Origin of the sequence: Burkholderia sp. 9779_493 (assembly GCF_015712215.1) — a bacterium.
GTDB lineage: Bacteria > Pseudomonadota > Gammaproteobacteria > Burkholderiales > Burkholderiaceae > Burkholderia > Burkholderia cenocepacia.
The window spans coordinates 1-24,344 of sequence record NZ_JACCQA010000022.1 but is presented as its reverse complement, the minus strand read 5'-3'; the positions used below and the strand labels follow the sequence as shown (position 1 = coordinate 24,344).

The window sequence follows — 24,344 nt, the reverse complement described above, 5'->3', positions numbered from 1 at the left end:
TTTTGGAAGCGGCGCACGGCGCGCCTTTCATGCGGCCGACATATGCGTGCGCTACGCTGACGCGCGATGAAGAGGGGGGAGAAGCCGAGTCGTGTTCGATCAGCTGAAGGCGTTCCACGCGACCGTCCGGCAGGGCAGCATCACGCGCGCCGCGCGCCACCTCGGCGTGAGCCAGCCGACGATTGCCGCGCAGATCCGGCAGGTCGAGCAGGTGTACGGCGTCGAGCTGTTCTACCGCAGCGGCCGCAAGCTCGAGGTGACCGACACGGGCATCGAGCTGCTGCCGCTCGTCGAGCAGATGATCGCGCTCGAGGCGCAGGCCGACATCATGCTGCGCAACGTCGGCGGCCTGTTCGAAGGCCACCTGCGGATCGGCGCGACGGGCCCGTACTACATCATGGACGCGGTCGGCCGCTTCTCGAGCGCGCACCCGTCGATCGCGCTCACGTGCCGGATCGGCAACTCCGAGGAAATCCTGCAGGCGCTGCAGGAATTCCGCATCGATCTCGCGGTCTCGTCGCAGCGCAACGACGCCGACGGCCTCGAACGCAAGGTGATCTCGACCGATCCGCTGGTGCTCGTCGTGCATCGCCATCATCCGCTCGCGCGGTTCGATTCGATCGACCCGGCGCAGCTCGCCGACGTGCGGCTGCTGATCCGCGAGGAAGGGTCGGTCACGCGCCGCTGCACGGAGACGATCCTCGCCGCGGCCGGCGTCGCGGCCCCATCGGTCGCCGAGATCGGCAGCCGCGAAGCGATTCGCGAGGCGATCCTGCATGGCGTAGGCGGCAGCCTGTTTCCGCTCGGCGAGGCCGAGCGCCATCCGGACCTGCGCGTGATCGCGCTGCGCGGCGTCGACACGACGATCGACGAATACGTGTACTACCTGAAGGCGCGCCGCCAGAGCCCCGCGATCGACGCGTTCCTCGCGTGCATCCTGCCGGGCGACGGCGAAGCGGCCGATGCGACCGATGCGGCCGACACGGTTGAGACCGGACGCACGATGCGGCGGGTGAACGCGCGCTGAGCCGCCGCGCGTTCACCGCTTCCGCACACTACGTGGCGCTTTTCCCGCGCCTTCCCTCGTTGCTTTCCTCGTGCCTTCTTCTGTCGCGGCGCCGCGTCACTTCGGCAGCGCCGGAATCATCCAGGTCAGCACGTGCTGCTGCAGGAACACCAGCACGCCGAGCAACAGCGTGAGGATCACGCTGTGCCAGAAGGTGCGCGCGAACACGACGCCCTCCTGCCCTTTCAGGTCCGTCGTCGATACGCCCGTCGCGATGTTCTGCGGCGAGATCATCTTGCCCATCACGCCGCCCGACGAGTTGGTGGCGGCCATCAGCACCGGATCGAGGCCGAGCTGGCGCGCGGCGACGACCTGCAGGTTGCCGAACAGCGCGTTGCCCGACGTGTCGCTGCCGGACAGGAACACGGCGATCCAGCCGAGCGACGCGGACACCAGCGGGAACAGCGCACCGGTCGACGCGACGCCGGTGCCGAGCGTATAGCTGATGCCCGAGTAGTTCAGCAGGTACGCGAGCCCGACGATCATCATCACCGTGACGATCGCGATCCACGTCTGCCGCCACGTCTTCACCACGCATTCGACGAACGCGCCGGGGCCGGTACGCGTCAGCGCGGCCGTGACGATCGCCGACAGCAGGATCGCGGTGCCCGTGCCGAGCGGCTGGAAATCCCAGATCGCCGCATACGGCTTGTGGTACAGCGACACGTACACGGCGTTGTGCAGGCCCGGCCACTTGATCTTCACGTCGCCGATCGCCGCGACGTTCGCGTGTACCCACACGATCACGACCACCGACACGACGAGCCACGGCAACCAGCCGCCGAAGCCCGCGCGCGCGGCGCCGGCGGCGGCCGGCACGCTGCGCGCCAGCGCGTATTGCGGATCGGGCTGCGGCTTCCACAGCTGCAGGAAGCCGATCGTCACGATCAGCGACGTGAGCGACGACAGCACGTCGGTGAGCTGGTAGCCGAGGAAGTTCGACGTGACGAACTGCGCGAGCGCGAAGCTGCCGCCCGACACGAGCAGCGCGGGCCACAGCTTCGCGATCGAACGCAGCCCGCCGTATGCGCCGACCACGTAGAACGGCAGCAGCAGCGCGAAGAACGGCAACTGGCGGCCGACCATCTGCGCGAGCGTCGCGGGCGGCAGCGACGTGACCGCGCCGAGCACGGTGATCGGCACGCCGAGCGCGCCGAACGCGACCGGCGCCGTGTTGAACAGCAGCGTGTAGGTGAGCGCTTCGAGCGCGGGGAAGCCGAGCGCGATCAAGAGCGCGCTCGTGATCGCGACCGGCGTGCCGAATCCGGAGATCCCTTCGAGCAGACAACCGAACGAGAACGCGACGACGAGCAGCACGAGGCGGCGATCGTCGGGCAGGTTGTCGAGCATCCACTGCCGGAACTGGTCGAAGCGGCCCGACTTCACCGCGATGTTGTAGAGCAGCAGCGCGTTGAAGACGATCCACATCACCGGCACGACCGCGAGCGCCATGCCGGCGCCGACCGCGTTGAACGCGAGCCCGGCCGGCATCCCCCACGCGCCGATCGCGACCGCGAGGCCCGCGACGAGCCCGGCCAGCGACGCCTGCCACGCGGGGCGACGCAGCACGCCGAGCGCGATCAGCGCGACCGCGATCGGGATCGCGGCGACGAGGAACGACAGGAGCAGCGAGTGGGCGACGGGCGTCAACGGTTGCGCGAAGACGATGCCGGGCGGTAGGGCGTCGGTGGGATTCATCGTGTCTCCAGAGTCGACCCGGGCGCGCATGTCGATGTGCCGGGTTCGGGTCAAGGCGATGTCCTGCGGTCACGACCACGATCGGGCGCTTGCGTACGCAACGACGTTGCGCGGCCAACCGATCGGTCGCTTAAAAGAGGTTAGGAGGCGCGACGCGCTTGTACAAGGGGGGAGAAGCCCGATGCGGGCGAGCCGATGCGGATCGTCCGCCGCACGATGACCGGCAGATGGCGCGCAGCTGTCGCGTTCGACAGGCAACCCGTCGCGGCCGGCTCACCGGTGCGCGCGCAATGTTGCGCGACCGGAAAAGGTGACTGCCAGCCACGAGGATGTTTCGTTTGGCCTCCGAAGCCTAGACTGGCTGCATCGTTTCCGCCCGCGCCAGCAACGGCGCGGCACCGGAACCTCACGGAGCACACACGATGAAGACGATGAAACACGCGGCATGCGCGTTCGTGCTGATCGGCGCGGCGTTCGCCGCTCACGCGCAAGCCGCGTCGACACTCACGCGCGCGCAGGTCCGCCAGGAGCTCGTGGAGCTGCAGGCGGCCGGCTACCGGACGAGCCTCGCAAGCAGTCCGGACTTTCCGGAAAATATGCAGGCGGTCATGCAGCGCGCGGCGCAGGCGCGCAGTGAGGGCCACGCGGCCGGTTACGGCAGCGACGGCCGGTCCCACACGGAATCGGGCAAGCCGGCGCTGCCGCACGCGGCCGATCGCGGCACGTACGCGCATCACTGACCGGATCACCGACCCGATCACCGACGGAATCGGACGGATCGCGCGGCAGCGGCGCGGCGCACCCTGCGCCGGCCGCATGCGCGATCGTCACACGCTGAAGCGGTTCAGCGTATAGGCGCGATAGGCGGCGACGAATGCGTCGAACGATCCGGCCTCCTTCGCTTCGAGCTCGGCCTGCTCGGCCAGCGACTTCGCGGCGAGCGCCTGCTCGGTGCGCAGCGTCTCGGCCGACGGCGGATGCGCGCGGAAATGCGCGGCATGCGCTTCGCTCTGCGCGAGCGCGAACGCGAGGAACGACTGGCCGTTCTCGCGCATCGTGCGCAGCACGCGCGCGGACGGTGTGCGTTCGGGATCGGCGAGCTTGTCGCGCTGCGCGGCGATCGCGCGCGCATGCTCGTCGCCGCCGCGGATTTCGTCGAGCCGGCGACCGACGATCTCGATATCGGCCATCAGTTCGTCGGCCCACTGCTGCAGCGTGACCGATTGGCCGTCGCGCGTCAGCGTGAGCCCCGGCTTGCGGCCGTCCATCGTCACGCTGCCGAAGTTCGCGTTCGCTTCCTTGTACGCGTCGCAGTCGAGCGGCGCGCTTTCGTCGAGTGCGCACGCGAGCAGGAACGCGTCGATGAAGCGCGCGGTCTCCAGCGCGATGCCGGTCGGCTCGAACGGATCGATGTCGAGGCAGCGCACTTCGATGTACTGGACGCCGCGCGACGCGAGCGCATGCAGCGGCCGCTCGCCCGAATACGTGACGCGCTTCGGCCGGATCGTCGAGTAGAACTCGTTCTCGATCTGCAGCACGTTCGTGTTGATCTGGATCCACTCGCCGTCGCGATGCGTGCCGATCGCCTCGTACGCCGGATACGGCTCGCTCACGGCCTTCGACAGCGCGTCGAGATAACCGGGCAGCGTGTTGTAGTCGACGTGCAGCGCGGCCTGGGCCGTCGTGTTCGAGTAGCCGAGATCGCTCATCCGCAGGCTGGTCGCGTACGGCCGGTACAGCGTATCGGCGTCGAACGTATCGAGTTTGTGCGGCTTGCCGCGCAGGAACCTGGTGTCGAGCACCGGCGACGCGCCGAACAGGTACATCAGCAGCCAGCTGCGGCGGCGGAAGTTGCGGATCTGCGCGAGATAGCGTTCCGACTGGTAATCGACGAGCGTCGCCGTGGACCCTTCTTCCGCATGCAGGCGCCGCCACACTTCCTCGTGCAGCGAGTAGTTGTAGTGGATACCGGCGATGCACTGCATCGTGCGGCCGTAGCGATACGCGAGGCCGCGCCGGTACACCGTCTTCAGGCGGCCGATGTTCGACGTGCCGTAATCGGCGATCGGGATCTGGTCGTCGGCCGGCAGCAGGCCCGGCATCGAGTCGTTCCACAGCATCTCGTCGCCGAGCGATGCATAGACGTAGCGATGCAGATCGTCGAGGCGCTCGAGCGTGAGCGCGGCGTCGCGCTCGGCGGGCGTGATCAGTTCGATCAGCGCTTCGGAATAGTCGGTCGTCAGCGCCGGATGCGTGAGCGCCGAACCGAGCGCGCGCGGATGCGGCGTGAACGCGATCATCCCGTCGCGCGTCACGCGCAGGCTTTCCTTTTCGATGCCGCGCAGGCCGTCGGGCAGATGCTGCCGCGTCGGGCCCGAGCTCAGCGCGTCGAGGCGATTCAGCAGCAGTTCGGACTGGCGGTGAGTCATGGTGTTCGACATGGAGACGCAAGTGCGTGACGGCCGCGTGCAGAACGCCGCGCGCGGCCGGCTGGATTGTTGGTCGCTTCGTTGGTAGCGGGCACTTTAACATCTCGCCGGAACCCGCGCTTGAGGTGGCTCCGGGCATGGCGCACGGGCCTGAGCGGGCGATCGGACGGGCCGGGCGCGGCAGCGCCGGCCCCGATCGCCGGGTCGGGACGAGGCCGATCGGCACGCCGGTCAGCGGAATTCGTCGGATGGAACGGGCGCGGCGAACGGGGGGCGGCAGGTGCAACCGTGTCGCGGAATGGATCGGGAAACCCCGCATCCGGAGACGTCGCACGCGCGGCATCCGGCCGTTGCCGGAGGCGTGGCATCGCCATGACGGGCCACGTCACGCCGGCACTTGTCGCATGCCGGCGCCGCCTGCGCACCGGGTTGCAGCCCCGCCTTCCGGCGGTCGCGCCCGGCCGCGGGCCGCCGCGCTTACCCGCCGCGCGCGCCGCCTGCCCGGTCGGCCACTTCGTTCCACAGATGCAGCGCCGCATACGCGCGCCACGGCCGCCAGCCTTCAGTGCGGCGCTTCTGGCTGGCGAGCCGGTCGAGCGCCGGGTCGCGCGCGGCGATCGACTGCATCAGCACGAGATCGGATGCCGGCCACGCGTCCGGGTCGCGCCATGCACGCATCGCGATGTACTCGACCGTCCACGGGCCGATGCCGGGCAGGTCGAGCCACGCGCTGCGCAGCGTCGCGAGATCGGCATGCGCGCGATCGACCGGCACGTCGCCGGCCGCCACCGCGCGCGCCACGCCGGTCAGCGCGGCCACCCGCTTGCCGGGCATCCCGATCTTGTCGAGATCGCACGCGGCCAGCGCGTCGGGTGTCGGAAACCGCCACGCGGGCGCGCCGTCGTCGTCCTGCATCACGCGTTCGCCGGCCCGTTCGACGAGCCGGCCGACGATCGTCGTCGCGGCCTTCACGCTCACCTGCTGGCCGACGATCGCGCGCACGGCCAGCTCGAACCCCGACCACGCGCCCGGCACGCGCAGCCCCGGCGCGGCGTCGACGAGCGGCGCGAACCACGGATCGCGCGCGAGCCCGTCGCCGATCGCGGCCGGATCGGCGCCGAGGTCGAACATCGTCGCGACGCGCGCGGCGAATGCATCGTCGACGTGACGCGCGACCGCCCCTTCGACGGTCGCGATCAGACAATGCTTGCGCGGGTGTTTCGTGACGGTAAGCCGGCCCGCATCGCCGTGCAGATCGACGATGCGGCGATATACACCGTCGGCGACCTGCTCGACACCCGGAATCGCGCGCCCGCTGAAGAAGCGCAGCACGCGCGCCCAGTCGTACGGCGCCTTGTAGCGCAGCTCCATCTGCGCGGACGGCGGCACCGGGCCGCCGTTCGCGAGGGACTTGATCGTTGTCGTCTCGATGCTCAAACCGCACTGCCCTCCGTCTCGGCTTCGGCTTCATCGTCGTGAACGTGGCGCGCCTCGGCCGCGAGCAGCGTCGCCTTGCGGCGCACGCCCCAGCGATAGCCGGCGAGCGCGCCGCCCTTCTGCACGACGCGGTGGCACGGGATCGCGAGCGCGACCGGATTCGACGCGCACGCGGACGCGACCGCCCGCACCGCGCGCGGCGAGCCGAGCGCCTCGGCGATTTCCGAATAGCTGCGCGTCTCGCCGTACGGGATGTGCGTCAGCGCTTCCCACACGCGCTGCTGGAATGCGGTCGGCGCGATGTCGAGCGGCAGGTCGAATGCGTGCCGCGTACCGTCGAGATACGCGCGGATCTGCGTGACGAACGGCGCGAGCCGCGCGGACGATTCGACCAGTTCGGCGCGCGCGAACGTGTCCTTCAGTTCGCCGACGAGCGACGCCGCGTCGTCGCCGAACGCGATCCGGCAGATGCCCTGTTCGGTGGCGGCGACCAGCACCGTGCCGAGCGACGTCGACGCGGTCGCATAGTCGATCCGCAGGCCCGCGCCCTGACGGCGGAACGCGGACGGCGCCATCCCCAGCTCGCGCGGCACCGACGCATAGAGCCGCGACGGCGAGTTGAACCCCGCGTCGACGGCCGCCTGCGTGACCGGCTGCCCGCTTTGCAGCGCCTGCCGCAACGCCGCGCCGCGCTGCGCGGCCTGGTACTGCCGCGGCGACACGCCGACCACGCGCTTGAAGAGCCGCTGCAGGTGGAACGGGCTCACGTGCACGGCGTCGCTCAACTGCTGCAGCGTGAGCCGCTCGGCCTGCGCGTCGAGCACCGCGCATGCGCGATTGACGATGTCCAGTTCGCGCGGCAGCCCTTCCGGCTGGCAGCGCTTGCAGGGCCGGAAGCCGGCCGCGCGCGCGGCCGCCGGATCGGTGAAAAAGGACACGTTCTCGCGGCGTGGCTGCCGCGACGCGCAGGTCGGGCGGCAAAACACGCCGGTCGTGCGGACACCATAGAAGAACGCGCCGTCCGCATGCGGATCGCGCTCGGTCACGGCGCCCCAGCGGGCATCATCGGTCGGATAGGCGGTTTTCATTTGAACCTCGCACTCTCTAGTGTAGATGGTGCCTACTCTAGCCATCGGCACATGCCGTCGCGCCCTGAATCTTGCTCTGTGATTCATGCCGACGAATCGGGGCCACATCGATCGAGATAAATCCGACGAAACCCGCGCGGCGGCCGCTCCAGCGCGGTTTTCGTCATCGTCCCGTCACCATTTTGCTGCAGTGCGGATGCGACAAATCGCCGTCCTGACGTTTTTTTGCAATCGGAATATTGCGTCGCACCATCGCCGTGTGTATAGTTGGAACTGTCTCCTCCATGTCTCCTCCTGATATGGATTAAGCCCGTTCCGCGCTGCGTGAACGGGCTTTTTTTCGTCCGTCGATTGTGCCGCGTTCCGGCCGGCGGCGCAGGCGCGATGCGTCTACACTCGATGCTCGTCGACTGCGAAGGAGTCCCCCGCTCATGAAACCCACCATCCGCGGAATCGATCACATCGTGCTGCGCGTGACCGACATGGCGGCGATGACGCGCTTTTACTGCGACGCCGTCGGTTGCCATGTGGAGAAGGAACAGCCCGATCTGGGCCTCGTGCAACTGCGCGCCGGCGACGCGCTGATCGACCTGCTGACGGTCGGCGGCCCGATCGACCGGCCCGACAGCGGGCCGCCCGGCACCGGGCGCAACCTCGATCACCTGTGCCTGCGCGTCGAGCCGTTCGATCCCGACGCATTGATCGCCCATTTCGCCGCGCATGGCGCGCGCCCCGGCGCACCGGCCGAACGCTACGGCGCCGGCGGCTACGGGCCGTCGATCTACCTGTTCGATCCCGAAGGGAACATGGTCGAATTCAAGGGGCCGCCGGCGGCGCTCGGCTGAATGCGGCCGGCGCGCGGGCCGTTACGCGTCCGCGCGCGCCTTCAGTACCGTCCACTCGACCGCGACCGGATCGTGATCGGCGCTCGAGATCCACGCGGCGCCGTCCTGCACCGTGCACTGCAGGCGCATCGTGCGCTCGGCGAGCCGCCCGAGCGCGGCCGCGACGCCGTCGGCGAGCGACAGCACCTGCACGTTGCGCAGCCGTTCGACCTTGCTGCGCACGCCCTGCCACCAGATATCCGACGTCTTGCCGCCGTACGCGATCACCGTGACCTGTCCGGCGCGGCCGGCCGCCTTCGAGATGCGTCGTTCGTCCGGCTGGCCGGCCTCGATCCACACGTCGATCGCGCCCGTCAGATCCTTCTGCCACAGGTCGGGCTCGTCGACGTCCGACAGCCCCTTGCAGAACTCGAGCCGCTCGTGCGCGAACAGCGCGAACGCGACGATGCGCACCATCATCCGGTCGTCGGTTTCCGACGGATGGCGCGCCACCGTCAGCGCGTGATCGGCGTAGTAATGCCGATCCATGTCGGCGATTTGCAGCTCGGCTTTGTAGATCGTGGATTTCAGCGCCATGCGGATGCGGCCCGGGCGGGCATTCGGTTCGGTCGGGCCGTGATGATACCGAATGCGCGCCGTCCGGCGTGCGTGATGCGCGATCCACAGCGCAACGGCCCGGCATGCGCCGGGCCGTGATCGGTTCGCGCCGCCGGCTCCTCGAGCCGGCGCGCTCGCGCGTCGTGCGACTGCGCGGGAATGGACGGTTATTGCTTGACGAAGCGCGAATCGGTCCAGAGGCCTTGCTGGTCGCTGTTGTCGGCGCTGACGAACTGCACGTCGCCCTGATCGACCGACACCACGCGGAAGCGCTGGCCTTCCGGCACCGACAGGCAGCGGAAGTCGTCGAAATACTGCTGCTTCGCCTGCGACTTGCCGTCACGCTCGTGACTCAATACGGAGTCCAGATTGTCTTTCGACAGACAGCCCCATGCGTTCTTCGTCAGCTGGATTTCCTGCTTCGGCTTGACGGCCGAATCGCCGCCGGCCTGCGCAATCGACACAGCGCAAAATGCGCCGACAAGGGCAAAGAGGACACCGGTACGCTTCATCATGTTCTGTCTCCAGGCTTGCGGGCACCAGGCTGGGTTAGCTATGTGTTTAAAGGTGATCGTGAACCCGCGTTTTTCACTTTAGAAGACCGGCAAACGATAGCAAGCACATTTGTTGTGCGACCGCAATAGCGGCGGATTGTCGCACCCCGTGCGCAGCCTGTTTTCGCGCAGTGTGCGCGACGGGTAAAAGCGGGCTGCCCGGCGGACAGCCTCGTCATGCCGGGCGGAAAGCGTTATCCGGCAAGGCTTTCATCCCAGTTACACTGCAGCGATTGAACGGTTTGGATAATCCATTTCGATATCCGGATCATTTTGATGCGCCGCACATAAAGTCATCCGAAACGATTCCACTTTACCGCAGCGCGCAATCGCATTTACCTGATACAAGAAAAATGCCAGGTATAAGCGGATCCGTATTTATCCGTAGTTCCCCGCGTCTATTCGGCGCCCGCGAAGCCCCGTCGCAAGCGCCTTTCACCGATGGCGTTTACCCTGCGTTATTCACACCGGCCCGCTGCCGCTCGAAATAATCGCGCTGGAAGATGCACATCCGATAAGCGTTGTGATACGCGCCATTCCCGAAAAATTCTTCCTTCAATTCGGCCTCGTGCTGGAATCCGCATTTCTCGTACACGTGAATCGCCGCCGCATTCGACGTATCGACGATCAGGTACAGCTTGCGCATGTTCAGCACCTTGAACGCGTACTCGATCGCGAGGCGCGTCGCCTGGCCCGCATAGCCGCGCCCCTGGCGCTGCGGCGCGATGATGATCTGGAACTCGCCGCGGCGGTGGATGTAGTCGAGCTCGATCAGCTCGACGAGGCCGACGAGTTCATCTTGCGCATCGACCGCGACGAAACGGCGCTCGCGCTGGTCGTGTACGTGGCGGTCGTACAGTTGCGACAGTTCCGAGAAGGTTTCGTACGGCTCCTCGAACCAGTAACGCATGATCTTCGCGTCGTTGTTGAGTTCGTGGACGAAGCGCAGGTCCTGGCGCTCCAGCGGCCGCAGCGCGAGCGTGTTGGTATCGTTCTGGAGTTGCATGTTCATGTCCTTTTTGAGGCCGGCGCACGTGCGGAACGCCCGCGCGGCGCGGCCGCGCTCGGGCCCGTTTCGCACTGTAAGAAATTGAACGCGGGCGAAGTTCAGAGCCTAGAATGGGAGCAAGGGTTCCTGCCACCGCAAGGAGGCTATCGTGATCGAGCAAGTCATCCTCGGAATTTTCCTCGTGCTGCCGCTCGTCATCGTGGCTGCGCTGTTTTCCGACGAACTCTGGCAGGAGCACCGTCGCCAGCATCCGCGCGACGAGAACGCACCGCACATCGACTGGAAGCATCCGTGGCGCCGCGTGCGACGCGGGCATTGACGTCGATCGCCGCCATCCGCAACCCGCGCCGGCCGGGGCACCGCGGGCCGCGTAACATGCCGGGCACGGCCCTTGCGCTTCGATCCGATTCCCGCCCCACCCGCGAGACGCCGACGTGAACGACAAGCCCACCATTCCTCCGCACGATATCCCGAACGAAACGATCGACCTGCAGATCGCCGATGTCCTGGCGGCCGTCCGCTATCCGGCGAACAAGGACGCGATCGTCGATGCCGCGCGCGACGCCGGCGCCAGCAACGAAGTGCTGTCGATGCTCGACGGCCTGCCCGAGCAGGACTACGCGGACGTCGATGCCGTCACGCGCTGGGTCGCCGGCAACTTCGGCCCCGGGCTCGGCATTTGAGCGCAGCCCGATAACGCGATAGGATCGGGCCGCACCGGTCGCGCCGCGATCGGCAGGCGTGCCGCCCGGCGCAAGATCGGGTGCGTCGCACGCGTGTCCGGGGGACTCCATGGAAGGCATCCTGATCCAGCACACGACGCAACGTCAGCTGTGGTTCGGCGCGCTGACGGCGCTCGTCATCCTGCTCACGCTCGGGATCGCCGCGCCGCATGCGAACGTCGCGCTGCCGCCCGTCGAGCCCTTCATGCCGATGTGCGCGCTCACCGTGTTCACGACCGCGAGCATCGCCGCGTTCTTCCTCGGCGCGCAGTTCACCGTGACACGCCAGCCCGTGCTCGGTGCGCTCGGCGGCGCCTATGCGTTCACCGCGCTCGCCGTCGCGCTGCAACTGCTCACCTTTCCCGGCGTGTTCGCGCCACATGGCCTGCTCGGCGCGCGCCCGCAAAGCGCCGCATGGATGTGGGTCTTCTGGCATGCCGGCTTTCCGTGTTTCGTGATGGGCGCGCTGTTCGCACGCGAACGGCTGACGCGCGCCCCGGTCGGCGCGAAAGAGACGCGCCGCTGGACCCTCGCGCTCGTCGGTGGGCCGGCCATCGCGGCGGCGCTGCTGTGCGCGCTCGCGCTGAACGTGTCGCTGCCGCCCGCGTTCCATCCGCCGCGCGACGCGGCCGTGCTGCCCGTCAACGGCATCGCGCTCGTCGTGTGGATCCTCAACGCGCTCGCGCTCGTGGCCGTGCTGGTCACGGGCCGGCTGCGCACGACACTCGACCTGTGGCTCGCGATCGCGGTGCTCGCCTGTCTCACCGATACGACGCTGAACCTGCTGTCCACCAACCGCTTCACGGTCGGCTGGTATGTCGCGCGCGTGTTCAGCATGTTCACGCCCGGCGTGCTCGTGTGCGTGCTCGCGTGGGAAGTGACGATGCTGTATCAGCAGTTGTTCGAAGCGCACGCGACGCTGATCCGCTCTTCCGCGCGCGACGGTCTCACGGGCGCGTTCAACCGCAGCCACTTCAACGACCATTTCCATACGCTGTTCCTGCAGGCGCGGCGGCAAGGCGAACCGCTGTCGCTGCTGATGGTCGACGTCGATCGCTTCAAGGCGTACAACGACGCGTTCGGTCACGTGAAGGGCGATGCGTGCCTGATCGCCGTCGCGAATGCACTGGCCGGCGCGGTGCGGCGGCCGGCCGACATCGTCGCGCGCTACGGCGGCGAGGAGTTCGCGATCGTGCTGCCGAACACCGGCGCGCGCGGTGCGCGGGTGGTGGCCGACGAAGTGCGCGAAGCCGTGCTGCGGCTCGACCTCGCGATGCCCGACTCGCCGGCCGGGCGCGTGAGCGTCAGCGTCGGCTGCGCGACCGTGTCGGCCGACGATCTGTCGACCCCCGACGCGCTGATCGAAGCTGCGGATGCCGCGCTGTATCGCGCGAAGGATGCGGGGCGAAACCGGGTCGTCGTCGCCTGAAAACGTCTGCTGTTTGGCGAATTGTTACGGTCAATGTGACCGGAATAATCCGCCGTTACGGATTGCGGCGCGGGGATACGATCGCTTACAGCCTGGGCCGGAGCCGCTCGCTATGCTGGGTTTCATATTGAACCCGAGCAGGTGAACGCGATGAAGAAGGCCTTTTTGCTGATTGCCGGCGTCGCCGTGTTGTTGAGCGGCTGTATCGTGGTGCCTGACGGTGGCGGGTATTACGGTGGGGGTGGGTATTACCATCATCATCGTCATTGGGATTGACGTCTTCCGACCGAGCACTGCGTCATCATTCCGGATGTTTGAATTCGTTTCGGCATCCGGCAATGACGATGCGTGAGCGCCCATGCCGTTCGTACTCGATGGCACGCCGCTGGCAGCGGCAACGGACAGTTCCGTGCCCGCTCACTTCCCAATACAAAACCTGCTGAAAATCACCCCCAGCAGATCATCCGACGTGAACTCCCCGGTAATCGCATTGAGCTGCTCCTGCGCGAGCCGCAGCTCTTCGGCAAACAGATCGAGCGACTGCGCACGCTGCTCCGCATGATCCGCCGCCTGCGCGAGATGTTCCTGCGCGGCCCGCAGCGCGATCAGATGCCGCTCGCGCGCCAGATACACACCCTCGGCCCCCGCCTGCCACCCGGCGATCCGCAACAGCTCCGCGCGCAGCATGTCGATCCCGTCGCCGCGTTTCGCCGACAGATGCACCTCGGTCAGATCGCCTTCCGCCGCCGGATGCTCGACGCATGCCGGCACGCCGGTCAGGTCCGTCTTGTTCAGCACGCGCACCACCGGCACGCCGGCCGGAAACCGCGCGGCGATCGTTTCGTCGTCCGCCGTCATCCCCGTGCGCGAATCGAGCAGATGCAGCACGACGTCCGCGCGCTCGATCTCGCTCCACGTGCGCGCAATGCCGATCCGTTCGACTTCGTCCTCCGTCTCGCGCAACCCGGCCGTATCGATGATGTGCAGCGGAATCCCTTCGACCTGGATCGTCTGCGCCACCTTGTCGCGCGTCGTGCCGGCAATCGGCGTGACGATCGCCAGCTCGGCGCCCGCCAGCGCATTCAGCAGCGACGACTTGCCGACGTTCGGCTGCCCCGCGAGCACGACCGACAGCCCTTCACGCAACAACGCGCCCTGACGCGCATCGCCGAGCACGTGCGCGAGTTGCGCGCGGATCTTCGCGAGCTTGCCGCGCGCGTCGGCCGCTTCGAGGAAGTCGATTTCCTCCTCCGGAAAATCGAGCGTCGCCTCGACCAGCATCCGCAGCGTGATCACGTCGTCGACGAGCGTGTGGATCTGCCGCGAGAACGCGCCGTCGAGCGAACGTCCGGCCGAGCGCGCCGCGGCCTCGGTGCTCGCCTCGATCAGGTCGGCGACGGCCTCGGCCTGCGCGAGGTCGAGCTTGTCGTTCAGGAACGCGCGCCGCGTGAATTCGCCCGGTTCCGCGAGCCGTAGCCCGAAGCCGCGCCCCGCATCCAGGCAGCGCTGCAGCAGCAGCTGCATCACGATCGGCCCGCCATGCCCCTGCAGCTCGAGCACGTGCTCGCCGGTGTACGAATGCGGCGCCGGGAAATACAGCGCGATCCCGCGGTCGAGCGGCGCGCCGTGCGCGTCGAGAAACGGCACGTAGCTCGCATGACGCGGCGCGAGCTTCTGCCCGCACAACGCGTCGATCAGCGGCAGCGCGGCCGCCTCGCCGCCGCGCCCGAACGACACGCGGACGACCCCGATGCCGCCCCGGCCGGCAGCGGTGGCAATAGCGACGATCGGATCGGAATCGGTAGCGAGCATGGGAATCGGAGAAATCGGGTAATCAGCGAGTCAATGGTGCGCCCGCGCAACAGTTCGGGCACCGGAACGCCGGCATTGTAGCGTGCCGGCTCACACGCCACCGGCCGCGCCGCCGGATTCGGACACGCCCGAATTTATCCCGCCGGGGATAAGCCGAGTATCAGTTCGGCGTCATGACACACCGGCCATTTCGGACGAGTATGCGTGCCGGAGGGGCTTGGCACTACGTCCCTCAATTTCATTCCCCATTCTGATCAAGGGTGAGATTCGTCCGAATGAGATACGTTTATCCCATATGGTTGTCTGGGACGCGGCGATGGAATTGCACAATCTCCCCATGCCGACATCCGAAGAAAAAGCCGCGTTCTCGGAACGCCTGAAATTCGCCCTGCGGCGCAGCCCGGAGAAGGTCACGGGCGCGACGGAACTGGCGAACCGATTCAATCTGCGTCATCGCGGAACGCACCCCGTTTCGCCGCAAACCGCGCACAAATGGCTGACGGGCCGCACGATCCCGACGTCGGACAAACTCGAAACGCTCGCCGAATGGTTGCGCGTCGAAGTGCACTGGCTGCATTACGGGCCGTCGCCAAGCGTAATCGAACATCCGACGCCGCAACCGCTGCCGCGCGACGAACGTTATCCGCCGACACCCGAGACGATCGAACTCGCATCGAAGATCGAGGCCTTGTCGCCGCATCAGCGCTACCTCGTGCAGGAACTGGTCGAGCAGTTCTACGGCGATCCGAAACTCGAAGCGAAGAAAGCCTGAACGGCAGCAGCCGCACGCGCCGCCGGCGTCGTCGCCGCGAAACAAAAAAGCCGCATGGTCATGAACCATGCGGCTTTTTTTGCGAGCATCGCGGACGGCGGGCCGCCCGCGGCTGCAACGCGCGTCAGGCCGGCTTCTTCTTGACGCCGCCGAGCTTGCGCGTGATGTAGTACTGCTGCGCGATCGACAGCACGTTGTTCACGACGTAGTACAGCACGAGACCTGCCGGGAAGAAGAAGAACATCACCGAGAACGCGATCGGCATGAACTTCATCATCTTCGCCTGGACCGGGTCCGGCGGCGTCGGGTTCAGGCTCGTCTGCACGAACATCGACACGGCCATCAGCACCGGCAGGATGAAGAACGGATCGCGTTGCGACAGGTCGTGAATCCACAGAATCCACGGTGCGCCGCGCATTTCCACCGACGCGAGCAGCACCCAGTACAGCGAGATGAACACCGGGATCTGGATCACGACCGGCAGGCAGCCGCCGAACGGATTGACCTTCTCGGTCTTGTACAACTCCATCAGCGCGGCGTTCATCTTCTGCGGATCGCTCTTGAAGCGTTCGCGCAGCGCCTGCATGCGCGGCGTGATTTCCTTCATGCGCGCCATCGACTTGTAGCTCGCGGCCGACAGCGGGAAGAACACGGCCTTGATCAGCACCGTCAGCAGCACGATCGCCCAGCCCCAGTTGCCGACATAGCCATGGATCTTCTCGAGCAGCCAGAACAGCGGCTTCGCGATGATCGTCACCCAGCCGTAGTCCTTCACGAGCTCCAGGCCCGGCGCGATGCCTTCGAGCATGCGCTCTTCTTCCGGACCGGCGAACAGGCGCGCCTGCACGTCGGCCGACTGGCCCGGCGCGATCGCGGCGACCGGCTGCTTCACGCCGACGCGGTACAGCGCCGGATCGATCTTTTCAGCGTAGATGTCGCGCTTCGCGCCCTGCTGCGGGATCCACGCCGACGCGAAGTAGTGCTGCACCATCGCGACCCAGCCGTTGTCCGCGGACTTCTCGAAGTTCGCCTTGTTCTTGTCGAGGTCGCTGAAGTCGATCTTCTGGAAGTGCTTCGCGTCCGTGTAGACCGCCGGCCCGAGGAACGTGTGCGAGAACATCGGCGTTTCGACGGCCGTGTTGTCGCGAACGAGTTCCATGTAGACCGTCGGCGTGACGGGCGCCGTGCCGACGTTGTCGATCTTGGTGTCGACGCCGATCACGTAGCTGCCGCGCGTGAACGTGTAGGTCTTCACGACCTTCACGCCGCCCTTCACCGGCGATTCGAACGACAGCTTCAGCGTGTTCTGGTCGCCCGTCAGCGACGTCGAGCCGGGGTTCAGCTGCGTGTAGACGTCGTTGTGGTTCGGGAAATCGCCGCCGAGCAGGCCCGTGCGTGCGAGGTACGTGTGGCCGGCCGTGTGGTCGAACAGCGTGATGTACAGGTCGGGCTGCTTGCCGTCGCCCTGCTTCTTCAGCGTCAGCTTCGCGAGCGTGCCGCCGCGCGTGTCGATTTCGCCGTCGTACACGTCGGTCGAGAACTTCACGAGCTGCGCCTGCGCGGCCGGGGCCGTCGTCGACGGCGCGGCGCCGGCTGCGGCGGCAGGCACGTCACCTGCGGTCGTCGTCGCGCCCGTGCCCGATGCGCCGCCGGCAGCGGCCGGAGCCGTGTGCGTGGCGCTCGGGAAGAACATCGACGGGCGTCCATGGTCCCGCTGCCAGTTGTCGTACAGCATGACAGCTGACATGAAGAAGATCACCCATAGGACGGTGCGTTTGATATCCATGCGTTGTCTCAGAGTCGATGGGACCGCGCGTCGGCTTCGCCGCGAGCGCGAGTGTCGGAGTTGGGCGGCGGGACGAGGTCGATGCCGCCCGCGGAAAACGGATGGCATCGGCACACGCGCCTGACGGCGAGATACGTGCCGCGCGCGGCGCCATGATACTGGATTGCCTCGCGCGCGTAATCCGAACAGGAAGGATAAAAACGGCAACGGTTGCCGAGCATCGGGCTCACGGCAACCTTGTAGAAGCGCAGCAAGGCGATCAATACCGTTTTCATACCTTGGGCGGCGCCGTACGACGCCGCGTCAAAACCGGCCGGGCGGGCGCGAACGCCGCGCGGGGCACGGATGCGTCACTCGGACGCGGGCTTCGACGCACGGCGGGCGATTTCCCGGACTGCCCTGTCGAGCAGTTCGCGGATCTCGGCCGCGCACATCGCCGCGAGCGGGGCGGAAGCCGCGCTCGGCAGCGCTTTCTTGTCGAAGCGCGTGTGCTGCCGCAGCAGCAGGTCGTAACCTGCGAATTCGGCGCGGCGCAGGCGAAACTGATCGCGCGCCAGCCGCTTCACGAGGTTACGGGTGACCGCTCGCGGCGCATACTTCTTGCCGATGACGAGCCCCAGGCGTGCGGGCTGACCGGTCGGCTTGCCGTAAATCACGAAGTGCGCGGAGCGCCGCCAGGGGCGCAAACGAAAAACGGATGAAAATTCATCCGTTTTCAGAAGTCGCGCAGCTTTCGGGAAGGCGGCTTTCGTCTGCGACGGATTCGCACCCGGCTCGACGGCACCTTCCGCAGGACTGCGGACGGCGGACACAGCGCGCAACCTGCCTTAGATGGCGAGGCGCTTGCGGCCCTTCGCGCGGCGAGCGTTGATGACCTTGCGGCCACCTGCCGTCTTCATGCGGACACGGAAGCCATGGGTGCGCTTGCGGCGCGTCACGGACGGTTGGTAAGTACGTTTCATGATGTTCTCACTTGTTCGAGAATGTCGAAATTCAGGGGACCGCGTGCCCTTAACCGGAGGCATTCGGGCGAACGCAATCGCCGGGAATACAGGATTGGTTTTCGCGGAACCCGCTATTTAAACCGTTTTTCTCTTGACGGTCAATACTTTACGAGTCGTCCGCCTGTGCCGGCCCGCGCCGATCCGGCCCCGCGACCCACACAACCGGCCTGTGGATAAGTCCCGCTGTGGCCGCGTTTGGCGTTAGAATCTCGCCTTATCTCCAAGAATCCCGCACGCCGCTTCGGCTCGCGCCTGCCCCTCCAAGACTGTGACGCAGGCGTCCGAGGCACGCTCGCACGACCGCTTCGGGCCTTGTTGCGCAACCGCGACAAGGGCGCCGGCGAGCCGCGCTGTGCACGCAAAAAACGACAGTTACTTGATGAACGATTTCTGGCAACACTGTTCCGCACTGCTGGAGCGCGAGCTGACGCCCCAGCAGTACGTGACGTGGATCAAACCCTTGGCCCCGGTGGCCTTCGATGCGTCGGCGAACACGCTGTCCATCGCCGCGCCGAACCGCTTCAAGCTGGACTGGGTCAAGAGCCAGTTTTCGGGCCGGATCGCCGATCTGGCCCGCGAATTCTGGAACACGCCGATCGAAGTCCAGTTCGTCCTCGATCCGAAGGCCGGCATGCGCAGCGCCCCCGCGGGTGCCGCACCGGCCGTCCCGCGTGCACCGCTGGCGCCGAACGGCCCCGCCGCGACGGTCGCCGCGATCGCCGCCAACCTGACCGCGAATGCTTCCGCTGCGCCCGCCGCGCCGGCCGACGTGCCGATGACGCCGTCGGCGGCCGCCGCGCACCACCTGAACGCCGACGACGCCGACATCGACCTGCCGAGCCTGCCCGCGCACGAAGCGGCGGCCGGCCGCCGCACGTGGCGTCCGGGCCCGGGCGCCGCGCCCGCGAACGGCGGCGAAGCCGATTCGATGTACGAACGTTCGAAGCTGAACCCGGTGCTCACGTTCGACAACTTCGTGACCGGTAAAGCCAACCAGCTCGCGCGCGCCGCCGCGATCCAGGTCGCGGACAACCCCGGCATCTCGTACAACCCGCTGTTCCTGTACGGCGGCGTCGGCCTCGGCAAGACCCACCTGATCCACGCGATCGGCAACCAGTTGCTGCTCGACAAGGCCGGCGCGCGCATCCGCTACATCCACGCCGAGCAATACGTGTCGGACGTGGTGAAGGCGTACCAGCGCAAGGCGTTCGACGACTTCAAGCGCTACTACCATTCGCTCGACCTGCTGCTGATCGACGATATCCAGTTCTTCTCCGGCAAGTCGCGCACGCAAGAGGAATTCTTCTACGCGTTCGAGGCGCTCGTCGCGAACAAGGCGCAGGTGATCATCACCAGCGACACGTATCCGAAGGAGATTTCGGGCATCGACGATCGCCTGATCTCGCGCTTCGACTCGGGCCTCACCGTCGCGATCGAGCCGCCCGAGCTGGAAATGCGCGTCGCGATCCTGATGCGCAAGGCGCAGTCGGAAGGCGTGAACCTGTCGGAAGACGTCGCGTTCTTCGTCGCGAAGCACCTGCGCTCGAACGTGCGCGAGCTCGAAGGCGCGCTGCGCAAGATCCTCGCGTATTCGAAGTTCCACGGCCGCGAGATCTCGATCGAGCTGACCAAGGAAGCGCTGAAGGACCTGCTGACCGTGCAGAACCGGCAGATTTCGGTCGAGAACATCCAGAAGACCGTCGCCGACTTCTACAACATCAAGGTCGCGGACATGTATTCGAAGAAGCGTCCCGCGAACATCGCGCGGCCGCGGCAGATTGCGATGTACCTGGCGAAGGAACTCACGCAGAAGAGCCTGCCGGAAATCGGCGAGCTGTTCGGCGGGCGCGATCACACCACCGTGCTGCACGCGGTGCGCAAGATCGCCGACGAGCGCAGCAAGGACGCGCAGCTCAACCACGAGCTGCACGTGCTGGAACAGACGCTGAAGGGCTGAGCGCGCGCCGCGCTTGATAATTCGGCCTCCGCCCCAATTTAAGGGGGGCGGTTCGGTTTTGAGGCACAATACTGGTTTGACCGCCCCGGTGGTGGCGGGCCAAGAGCCCGGCCGGCGGGGCGCTGCGTGGCTGCTGCGCTGCAGGCCGTTACTCAACGAAGGAACTCTATGCAACTGGTCAAGACCGAACGAGACACCCTCCTCAGGCCGCTGCAAACGGTCAGCGGCATCGTCGAACGCCGCCATACGTTGCCGATCCTCGCCAACCTGCTGATCACCAAGAACGGCCCGGACGTTTCATTCCTGTCGACCGACCTGGAGCTGCAGATCACCACGCGCGCCGATTTCGGCGTCGGCGGCGACCAGATCGCGACCACCGTCGCGGCCCGCAAGCTGCTCGACATCCTGCGTGCGATGCCTGACGGCCAGGTCACGCTGTCGCTCGCCGACAAGCGCCTCACCGTTCAATCGGGCAAGAGCCGCTTCGCGCTGCAAACGCTGGCGGCCGACGAGTTCCCGACCGTCGCGCAGGCGAAGGATTTCGGCGCCACGCTCACCGTCCCGCAGAAGTCGTTCCGCCAGTTGCTCGGCATGGTGCACTTCGCGATGGCGCAGCAGGACATCCGCTACTACCTGAACGGCATGCTGCTCGTCGTCGACGGCGACCAGCTGATGGCCGTGGCCACCGACGGCCACCGCCTCGCGTTCTCGTCGATGAAGCTCGAAGGCGGCACGTTCGGCCGCCAGGAAGTCATCGTGCCGCGCAAGACGATTCTCGAGCTGCAGCGCCTGCTCGAAGACATCGACGACACCGTCACCATCGACATCGCGCAGACCCAGGCCAAGTTCACGTTCGGCCAGGTCGAGCTCGTGTCGAAACTCGTCGAGGGCAAGTTCCCCGACTTCCAGCGCGTGATCCCGAAGGCGCACAAGAACACGTTCGAGATCGGCCGCGAAGAACTGCAGCGTTCGCTGCAGCGCGCGGCGATCCTGACCTCGGACAAGTTCAAGGGCGTGCGCTGCATCATCGCGCCGGGCCAGTTGAAGATCATGTCGACCAACGCCGATCAGGAAGAGGCGCAGGAAGAACTCGAAATCGCCTACCAGGGCGATACCGTCGACATCGGCTTCAACGTCACGTACCTGCTCGACGTGCTCGCGAACCTGAAGGTCGACACCGTGCAGGTGAGCCTCGGCGACGCCAGCTCGAGCGCGCTGATCACCGTGCCCGAGAACGACGAGTTCAAGTATGTCGTGATGCCGATGCGCATCTGACGCGCTCGACATCGCGACACACACCAGGGGGCGGCAAGCCCCTTTGGCGTTTTTATGGCGAACTGACAACCCGTCCCTTTGGTGCCTTTTCGGCACCTGGGGCGGGCCAGGAAACTGGAGCGGCCCGGCGATTTCTCGCTGAAACGCACCGCGCCGCCACGAGAGTGGCCCCGCAGAACCGGAAGATATCCATGAGTGAACAGCACAATTCGCAACCCGATAACAGCAGCTACGGCGCCTCGTCGATCCAGATCCTCGAAGGTCTGGAAGCGGTGCGCAAGCGCCCCGGGATGTACATCGGCGACACGTCGGACGGCACCGGTCTGCACCACCTCGTGTTCGAGGTGCTCGACAACTCGATCGACGAAGCGTTGGCCGGGTACTGCAACGACATCCACGTGACGATTCACGCCGACAACTCGATTTCCGTGACCGACAACGGCCGCGGGATTCCGACCGACGTGAAGATGAACGACAAGCACGAACCGAAGCGCAGCGCCGCCGAGATCGTGATGACCGAGCTGCACGCCGGCGGCAAGTTCGACCAGAACAGCTACAAGGTGTCGGGCGGCCTGCACGGCGTGGGCGTGTCGTGCGTGAACGCGCTGTCGAGCTGGCTGCGCCTCACCGTGCGCCGCGACGGCAAGAAGCGTTTCATGGAGTTCCACCGCGGCGTCGCGCAGGATCGCGTGATCGAGGTGGTGGACGGCGTGGAAGTGTCGCCGATGCTCGTGACCGGCGACACCGAGAACCGCGGCACCGAAGTGCACTTCATGGCCGATCCGACCATTTTCGGCACGGTCGAGTATCACTACGACATCCTCGCGAAGCGGATGCGCGAGCTTTCGTTCCTGAACAACGGCGTGCGGATTCGCCTCACCGACCTGCGTTCGGGCAAGGAAGACGATTTCGCGTTCGCCGGCGGTGTGAAGGGCTTCGTCGAATTCATCAACAAGACGAAGAGCACGCTGCACCCGACGGTGTTCTTCGCCAACGGCGAGAAGGACGGCGTGGGCGTCGAAGTCGCGATGCAGTGGAACGACAGCTACAACGAAAACGTGCTGTGCTTCACGAACAACATTCCGCAGCGCGACGGCGGCACGCACTTGACCGGCCTGCGGGCCGCGATGACGCGCGTCATCAACAAGTACATCACCGACAACGAAATCGCGAAGAAGGCGAAGGTCGAGACGACCGGCGACGACATGCGCGAAGGGCTGTCGTGCGTGCTGTCCGTGAAGGTGCCGGAGCCGAAGTTCAGCTCGCAGACGAAGGACAAGCTGGTGTCGTCCGAAGTGCGTGCGCCGGTTGAGGAAGTTGTGGCGAAGGCTCTGGAAGAATTCCTGCTGGAAACGCCGATCGACGCGAAGATCATCTGCGGGAAGATCGTTGAGGCTGCGCGGGCGCGTGATGCTGCGCGGAAGGCGCGTGAGATGACGCGCCGTAAGGGCGTGCTCGATGGCGTTGGCCTGCCGGGCAAGCTCGCTGACTGCCAGGAGAAAGACCCGGCGAAGTGCGAAATCTACATCGTCGAGGGTGACTCGGCAGGCGGGTCGGCCAAGCAAGGGCGTGATCGGAAGTTCCAGGCGATCCTGCCGCTGCGCGGCAAGGTGCTGAACGTCGAGAAGGCACGCTACGACAAGCTGCTGTCGTCGGAACAGATCGTCACGCTCGTGACCGCGCTTGGGTGCGGGATCGGCAAGGAAGACTACAACCTCGACAAGCTGCGCTATCACCGCATCATCATCATGACCGACGCGGACGTCGACGGTGCGCACATCCGGACGCTGCTGCTCACGTTCCTGTATCGCCAGATGCCGGACATGATCGAGCGCGGGTACGTGTATATCGCGCAGCCGCCGCTTTACAAGATCAAGGCGGGCAAGGACGAACGGTATCTGAAGGACGACGTGGAGCTCAACGCGCACATGCTGCGGTTGGCGCTGCAAGGGTCGGAGCTCGTGCCGGGTGAGAATGCGGCGGCGATTTCTGGGGATGCGCTTGGGGAGCTGGCACGGTCGTATCTGCTGTCGCAGAGCGTGATCGAGCGGTTGAGCCGGTTGTATGACCCGGCCGCGCTGGAAGCGGTCATGGATGGGGTGGTGATCGATCTCTCCAATGAGGCTTCGACGGAGGCTTCGGCGAAGGCTCTTCATGCTGCTTTGCATGATGAAGCGCTGAAGAACGAAGTGCGGGTTGTGCCTTCGTATGACGCGGTTCGCGAACAGCGGGCGCTGCATGTCGAGCGGACGCATCACGGCAACGTGCGCGTTTCGGTCATCGACCAGGAATTCCAGCACACGGCGGATTATCAGCAGCTCGTGACGACGGCGAATACGTTCAAGGGGCTGATTGGGGAAGGTGCGGTCATCAAGCGCGGTGAGCGCAGCATGGCCGTGGCGGACTTCAAGAGCGCGATGAAGTGGCTGCTTGCGGATGCTGAACGCAACGTCTCCAAACAACGCTATAAGGGGCTCGGCGAGATGAACCCCGAGCAGCTGTGGGAAACGACGATGGATCCGGCGGTGCGGCGCCTGCTGCGTGTGCAGATCGAGGACGCGATTGCGGCGGATGGGATCTTTACTACCCTCATGGGGGATGACGTCGAGCCGCGACGGGCGTTTATCGAGTCGAATGCGTTGCGGGCGGGGAATATTGACGTTTGATGTTCTGTAGATAGACACATAACCTGAGAAAAACGGCCCCATAAGTTGAGAAACTTTGAACTGACCCCACGAAGTTGGACTAGATCCAACCTTTGGGGTGTTTTTCATGACGAAGTACGACGAACGTTTTCGGCGTCGAGTGGTTCAGGCGTACCTGGCTGGAGAGGCCGGCACCAAGACACTTGCTCACCGTTACGG

23 protein-coding genes are annotated in these 24,344 nt (G+C 66.2%); 11 read left to right on the top strand and 12 right to left on the bottom strand.

The window, feature by feature from the left end:
• The first annotated feature begins 91 nt into the window (after nucleotides 1–91).
• Nucleotides 92–1,027 carry a LysR family transcriptional regulator gene (locus tag H0X95_RS22395; RefSeq protein ID WP_006498685.1) on the top strand — a complete coding sequence of 312 codons (936 nt, stop codon included), beginning with the start codon at nucleotides 92–94 and terminating at the stop codon, nucleotides 1,025–1,027.
• A 96-nt stretch (nucleotides 1,028–1,123) separates the two neighbouring features.
• On the opposite strand, the gene H0X95_RS22390 is transcribed toward H0X95_RS22395, so the two are convergent.
• On the bottom strand, nucleotides 1,124–2,764 hold the full coding sequence (locus H0X95_RS22390; protein ID WP_006498686.1) for an L-lactate permease: 1,641 nt from the start codon (nucleotides 2,762–2,764) through the stop codon (nucleotides 1,124–1,126).
• 422 nt (nucleotides 2,765–3,186) lie between these two features.
• Here H0X95_RS22390 and H0X95_RS22385 point away from each other — a divergent pair, with 422 nt between their 5' ends.
• Nucleotides 3,187–3,504, top strand: coding sequence for a DUF4148 domain-containing protein (locus tag H0X95_RS22385; protein WP_059721162.1), 318 nt, complete (start codon nucleotides 3,187–3,189; stop codon nucleotides 3,502–3,504).
• 87 nt (nucleotides 3,505–3,591) lie between these two features.
• Here the strand turns inward: H0X95_RS22385 and gshA are convergent, their stop codons facing one another.
• The 3 genes from gshA to ada all read right to left on the bottom strand — a co-directional run bounded on the left by gshA (nucleotide 3,592) and on the right by ada (nucleotide 7,718).
• On the bottom strand, nucleotides 3,592–5,205 hold the full coding sequence (gshA, locus tag H0X95_RS22380; RefSeq protein ID WP_059721163.1) for a glutamate--cysteine ligase: 1,614 nt from the start codon (nucleotides 5,203–5,205) through the stop codon (nucleotides 3,592–3,594).
• Nucleotides 5,206–5,670: 465 nt separating this feature from the next.
• Nucleotides 5,671–6,630 (bottom strand): DNA-3-methyladenine glycosylase family protein, encoded by a 960-nt coding sequence (locus tag H0X95_RS22375; protein WP_006492382.1) that lies wholly within the window; start codon nucleotides 6,628–6,630, stop codon nucleotides 5,671–5,673.
• On the bottom strand, nucleotides 6,627–7,718 hold the full coding sequence (gene ada / locus H0X95_RS22370) for a bifunctional DNA-binding transcriptional regulator/O6-methylguanine-DNA methyltransferase Ada (RefSeq protein ID WP_034201204.1): 1,092 nt from the start codon (nucleotides 7,716–7,718) through the stop codon (nucleotides 6,627–6,629). The genes H0X95_RS22375 and ada overlap by 4 nt, the downstream gene beginning before the upstream one ends.
• 431 nt (nucleotides 7,719–8,149) lie before the next feature.
• Between ada and H0X95_RS22365 the strand changes: the two genes are divergently transcribed.
• Complete coding sequence (locus H0X95_RS22365) at nucleotides 8,150–8,563, top strand: VOC family protein (protein ID WP_006498690.1); 414 nt, start codon at nucleotides 8,150–8,152, stop codon at nucleotides 8,561–8,563.
• 21 nt (nucleotides 8,564–8,584) lie between these two features.
• Here the strand turns inward: H0X95_RS22365 and H0X95_RS22360 are convergent, their stop codons facing one another.
• The 3 genes from H0X95_RS22360 to speG form a co-directional block, all read right to left on the bottom strand.
• Complete coding sequence (locus tag H0X95_RS22360) at nucleotides 8,585–9,139, bottom strand: YaeQ family protein (RefSeq protein ID WP_006498691.1); 555 nt, start codon at nucleotides 9,137–9,139, stop codon at nucleotides 8,585–8,587.
• A 188-nt stretch (nucleotides 9,140–9,327) separates the two neighbouring features.
• Nucleotides 9,328–9,675, bottom strand: coding sequence for a surface attachment protein Sap1 (gene sap1 / locus H0X95_RS22355; protein ID WP_006489950.1), 348 nt, complete (start codon nucleotides 9,673–9,675; stop codon nucleotides 9,328–9,330).
• Nucleotides 9,676–10,162: 487 nt separating this feature from the next.
• Complete coding sequence (gene speG / locus H0X95_RS22350; protein WP_062911472.1) at nucleotides 10,163–10,720, bottom strand: spermidine N1-acetyltransferase; 558 nt, start codon at nucleotides 10,718–10,720, stop codon at nucleotides 10,163–10,165.
• A gap of 151 nt (nucleotides 10,721–10,871) precedes the next feature.
• Between speG and H0X95_RS22345 the strand changes: the two genes are divergently transcribed.
• From H0X95_RS22345 to H0X95_RS36205, 4 genes are all read left to right on the top strand, one after another.
• Complete coding sequence (locus tag H0X95_RS22345) at nucleotides 10,872–11,042, top strand: hypothetical protein (protein WP_006489933.1); 171 nt, start codon at nucleotides 10,872–10,874, stop codon at nucleotides 11,040–11,042.
• 115 nt (nucleotides 11,043–11,157) lie between these two features.
• The gene (locus H0X95_RS22340) at nucleotides 11,158–11,406 is read left to right on the top strand and encodes a DUF2795 domain-containing protein (RefSeq protein WP_006489924.1); all 249 of its coding nucleotides are present in this window, start codon (nucleotides 11,158–11,160) and stop codon (nucleotides 11,404–11,406) included.
• Nucleotides 11,407–11,515: 109 nt separating this feature from the next.
• Nucleotides 11,516–12,874, top strand: a complete 1,359-nt coding sequence (locus H0X95_RS22335) for a sensor domain-containing diguanylate cyclase (RefSeq protein WP_111442811.1) — start codon at nucleotides 11,516–11,518, stop codon at nucleotides 12,872–12,874.
• 150 nt (nucleotides 12,875–13,024) lie between these two features.
• A complete protein-coding gene (locus H0X95_RS36205) occupies nucleotides 13,025–13,150 on the top strand; it encodes a hypothetical protein (RefSeq protein WP_257785894.1) in 126 nt (41 codons plus the stop codon).
• A 141-nt stretch (nucleotides 13,151–13,291) separates the two neighbouring features.
• Here the strand turns inward: H0X95_RS36205 and mnmE are convergent, their stop codons facing one another.
• A complete protein-coding gene (gene mnmE / locus H0X95_RS22330; RefSeq protein ID WP_059721165.1) occupies nucleotides 13,292–14,686 on the bottom strand; it encodes a tRNA uridine-5-carboxymethylaminomethyl(34) synthesis GTPase MnmE in 1,395 nt (464 codons plus the stop codon).
• Nucleotides 14,687–15,023: 337 nt separating this feature from the next.
• Here mnmE and H0X95_RS22325 point away from each other — a divergent pair, with 337 nt between their 5' ends.
• Nucleotides 15,024–15,458: a transcriptional regulator gene (locus tag H0X95_RS22325; RefSeq protein ID WP_006489946.1), complete on the top strand. Its 435-nt coding sequence runs from the start codon at nucleotides 15,024–15,026 to the stop codon at nucleotides 15,456–15,458.
• Between the two features lie 124 nt (nucleotides 15,459–15,582).
• On the opposite strand, the gene yidC is transcribed toward H0X95_RS22325, so the two are convergent.
• The 4 genes from yidC to rpmH all read right to left on the bottom strand — a co-directional run bounded on the left by yidC (nucleotide 15,583) and on the right by rpmH (nucleotide 18,206).
• Nucleotides 15,583–17,244 (bottom strand): membrane protein insertase YidC, encoded by a 1,662-nt coding sequence (yidC, locus tag H0X95_RS22320; protein ID WP_012329458.1) that lies wholly within the window; start codon nucleotides 17,242–17,244, stop codon nucleotides 15,583–15,585.
• 8 nt (nucleotides 17,245–17,252) lie between these two features.
• Nucleotides 17,253–17,519, bottom strand: a complete 267-nt coding sequence (yidD, locus tag H0X95_RS22315) for a membrane protein insertion efficiency factor YidD (RefSeq protein ID WP_006489939.1) — start codon at nucleotides 17,517–17,519, stop codon at nucleotides 17,253–17,255.
• 75 nt (nucleotides 17,520–17,594) lie between these two features.
• A complete protein-coding gene (gene rnpA / locus H0X95_RS22310; RefSeq protein WP_006489941.1) occupies nucleotides 17,595–18,056 on the bottom strand; it encodes a ribonuclease P protein component in 462 nt (153 codons plus the stop codon).
• Nucleotides 18,057–18,071: 15 nt separating this feature from the next.
• A complete protein-coding gene (gene rpmH / locus H0X95_RS22305; RefSeq protein ID WP_004198824.1) occupies nucleotides 18,072–18,206 on the bottom strand; it encodes a 50S ribosomal protein L34 in 135 nt (44 codons plus the stop codon).
• A 421-nt stretch (nucleotides 18,207–18,627) separates the two neighbouring features.
• Here rpmH and dnaA point away from each other — a divergent pair, with 421 nt between their 5' ends.
• From dnaA to gyrB, 3 genes are all read left to right on the top strand, one after another.
• Nucleotides 18,628–20,205 (top strand): chromosomal replication initiator protein DnaA, encoded by a 1,578-nt coding sequence (gene dnaA, locus H0X95_RS22300; protein WP_059721166.1) that lies wholly within the window; start codon nucleotides 18,628–18,630, stop codon nucleotides 20,203–20,205.
• Nucleotides 20,206–20,373: 168 nt separating this feature from the next.
• Nucleotides 20,374–21,480: a DNA polymerase III subunit beta gene (gene dnaN / locus H0X95_RS22295; RefSeq protein ID WP_006490996.1), complete on the top strand. Its 1,107-nt coding sequence runs from the start codon at nucleotides 20,374–20,376 to the stop codon at nucleotides 21,478–21,480.
• A gap of 191 nt (nucleotides 21,481–21,671) precedes the next feature.
• Entirely contained in the window at nucleotides 21,672–24,146 is a 2,475-nt protein-coding gene (gyrB, locus tag H0X95_RS22290; protein WP_059721167.1) for a DNA topoisomerase (ATP-hydrolyzing) subunit B, read from the top strand.
• Nucleotides 24,147–24,344 lie beyond the last annotated feature (198 nt).

Coding starts and splice junctions, on each gene's coding strand:
- H0X95_RS22335 (WP_111442811.1), top strand. CDS start 11,516: ATGGAAGGCATCCTGATCCAGCACACGACGCAACGTCAGCTGTGGTTC.
- sap1 (WP_006489950.1), bottom strand. CDS start 9,675: ATGATGAAGCGTACCGGTGTCCTCTTTGCCCTTGTCGGCGCATTTTGC.
- speG (WP_062911472.1), bottom strand. CDS start 10,720: ATGCAACTCCAGAACGATACCAACACGCTCGCGCTGCGGCCGCTGGAG.
- H0X95_RS22365 (WP_006498690.1), top strand. CDS start 8,150: ATGAAACCCACCATCCGCGGAATCGATCACATCGTGCTGCGCGTGACC.
- gyrB (WP_059721167.1), top strand. CDS start 21,672: ATGAGTGAACAGCACAATTCGCAACCCGATAACAGCAGCTACGGCGCC.
- ada (WP_034201204.1), bottom strand. CDS start 7,718: ATGAAAACCGCCTATCCGACCGATGATGCCCGCTGGGGCGCCGTGACC.
- H0X95_RS22360 (WP_006498691.1), bottom strand. CDS start 9,139: ATGGCGCTGAAATCCACGATCTACAAAGCCGAGCTGCAAATCGCCGAC.
- dnaA (WP_059721166.1), top strand. CDS start 18,628: ATGAACGATTTCTGGCAACACTGTTCCGCACTGCTGGAGCGCGAGCTG.
- H0X95_RS22385 (WP_059721162.1), top strand. CDS start 3,187: ATGAAGACGATGAAACACGCGGCATGCGCGTTCGTGCTGATCGGCGCG.
- H0X95_RS22325 (WP_006489946.1), top strand. CDS start 15,024: ATGCCGACATCCGAAGAAAAAGCCGCGTTCTCGGAACGCCTGAAATTC.
- H0X95_RS36205 (WP_257785894.1), top strand. CDS start 13,025: ATGAAGAAGGCCTTTTTGCTGATTGCCGGCGTCGCCGTGTTGTTGAGC.
- H0X95_RS22390 (WP_006498686.1), bottom strand. CDS start 2,764: ATGAATCCCACCGACGCCCTACCGCCCGGCATCGTCTTCGCGCAACCG.
- dnaN (WP_006490996.1), top strand. CDS start 20,374: ATGCAACTGGTCAAGACCGAACGAGACACCCTCCTCAGGCCGCTGCAA.
- rpmH (WP_004198824.1), bottom strand. CDS start 18,206: ATGAAACGTACTTACCAACCGTCCGTGACGCGCCGCAAGCGCACCCAT.
- mnmE (WP_059721165.1), bottom strand. CDS start 14,686: ATGCTCGCTACCGATTCCGATCCGATCGTCGCTATTGCCACCGCTGCC.
- yidC (WP_012329458.1), bottom strand. CDS start 17,244: ATGGATATCAAACGCACCGTCCTATGGGTGATCTTCTTCATGTCAGCT.
- gshA (WP_059721163.1), bottom strand. CDS start 5,205: ATGTCGAACACCATGACTCACCGCCAGTCCGAACTGCTGCTGAATCGC.
- yidD (WP_006489939.1), bottom strand. CDS start 17,519: ATGAAAACGGTATTGATCGCCTTGCTGCGCTTCTACAAGGTTGCCGTG.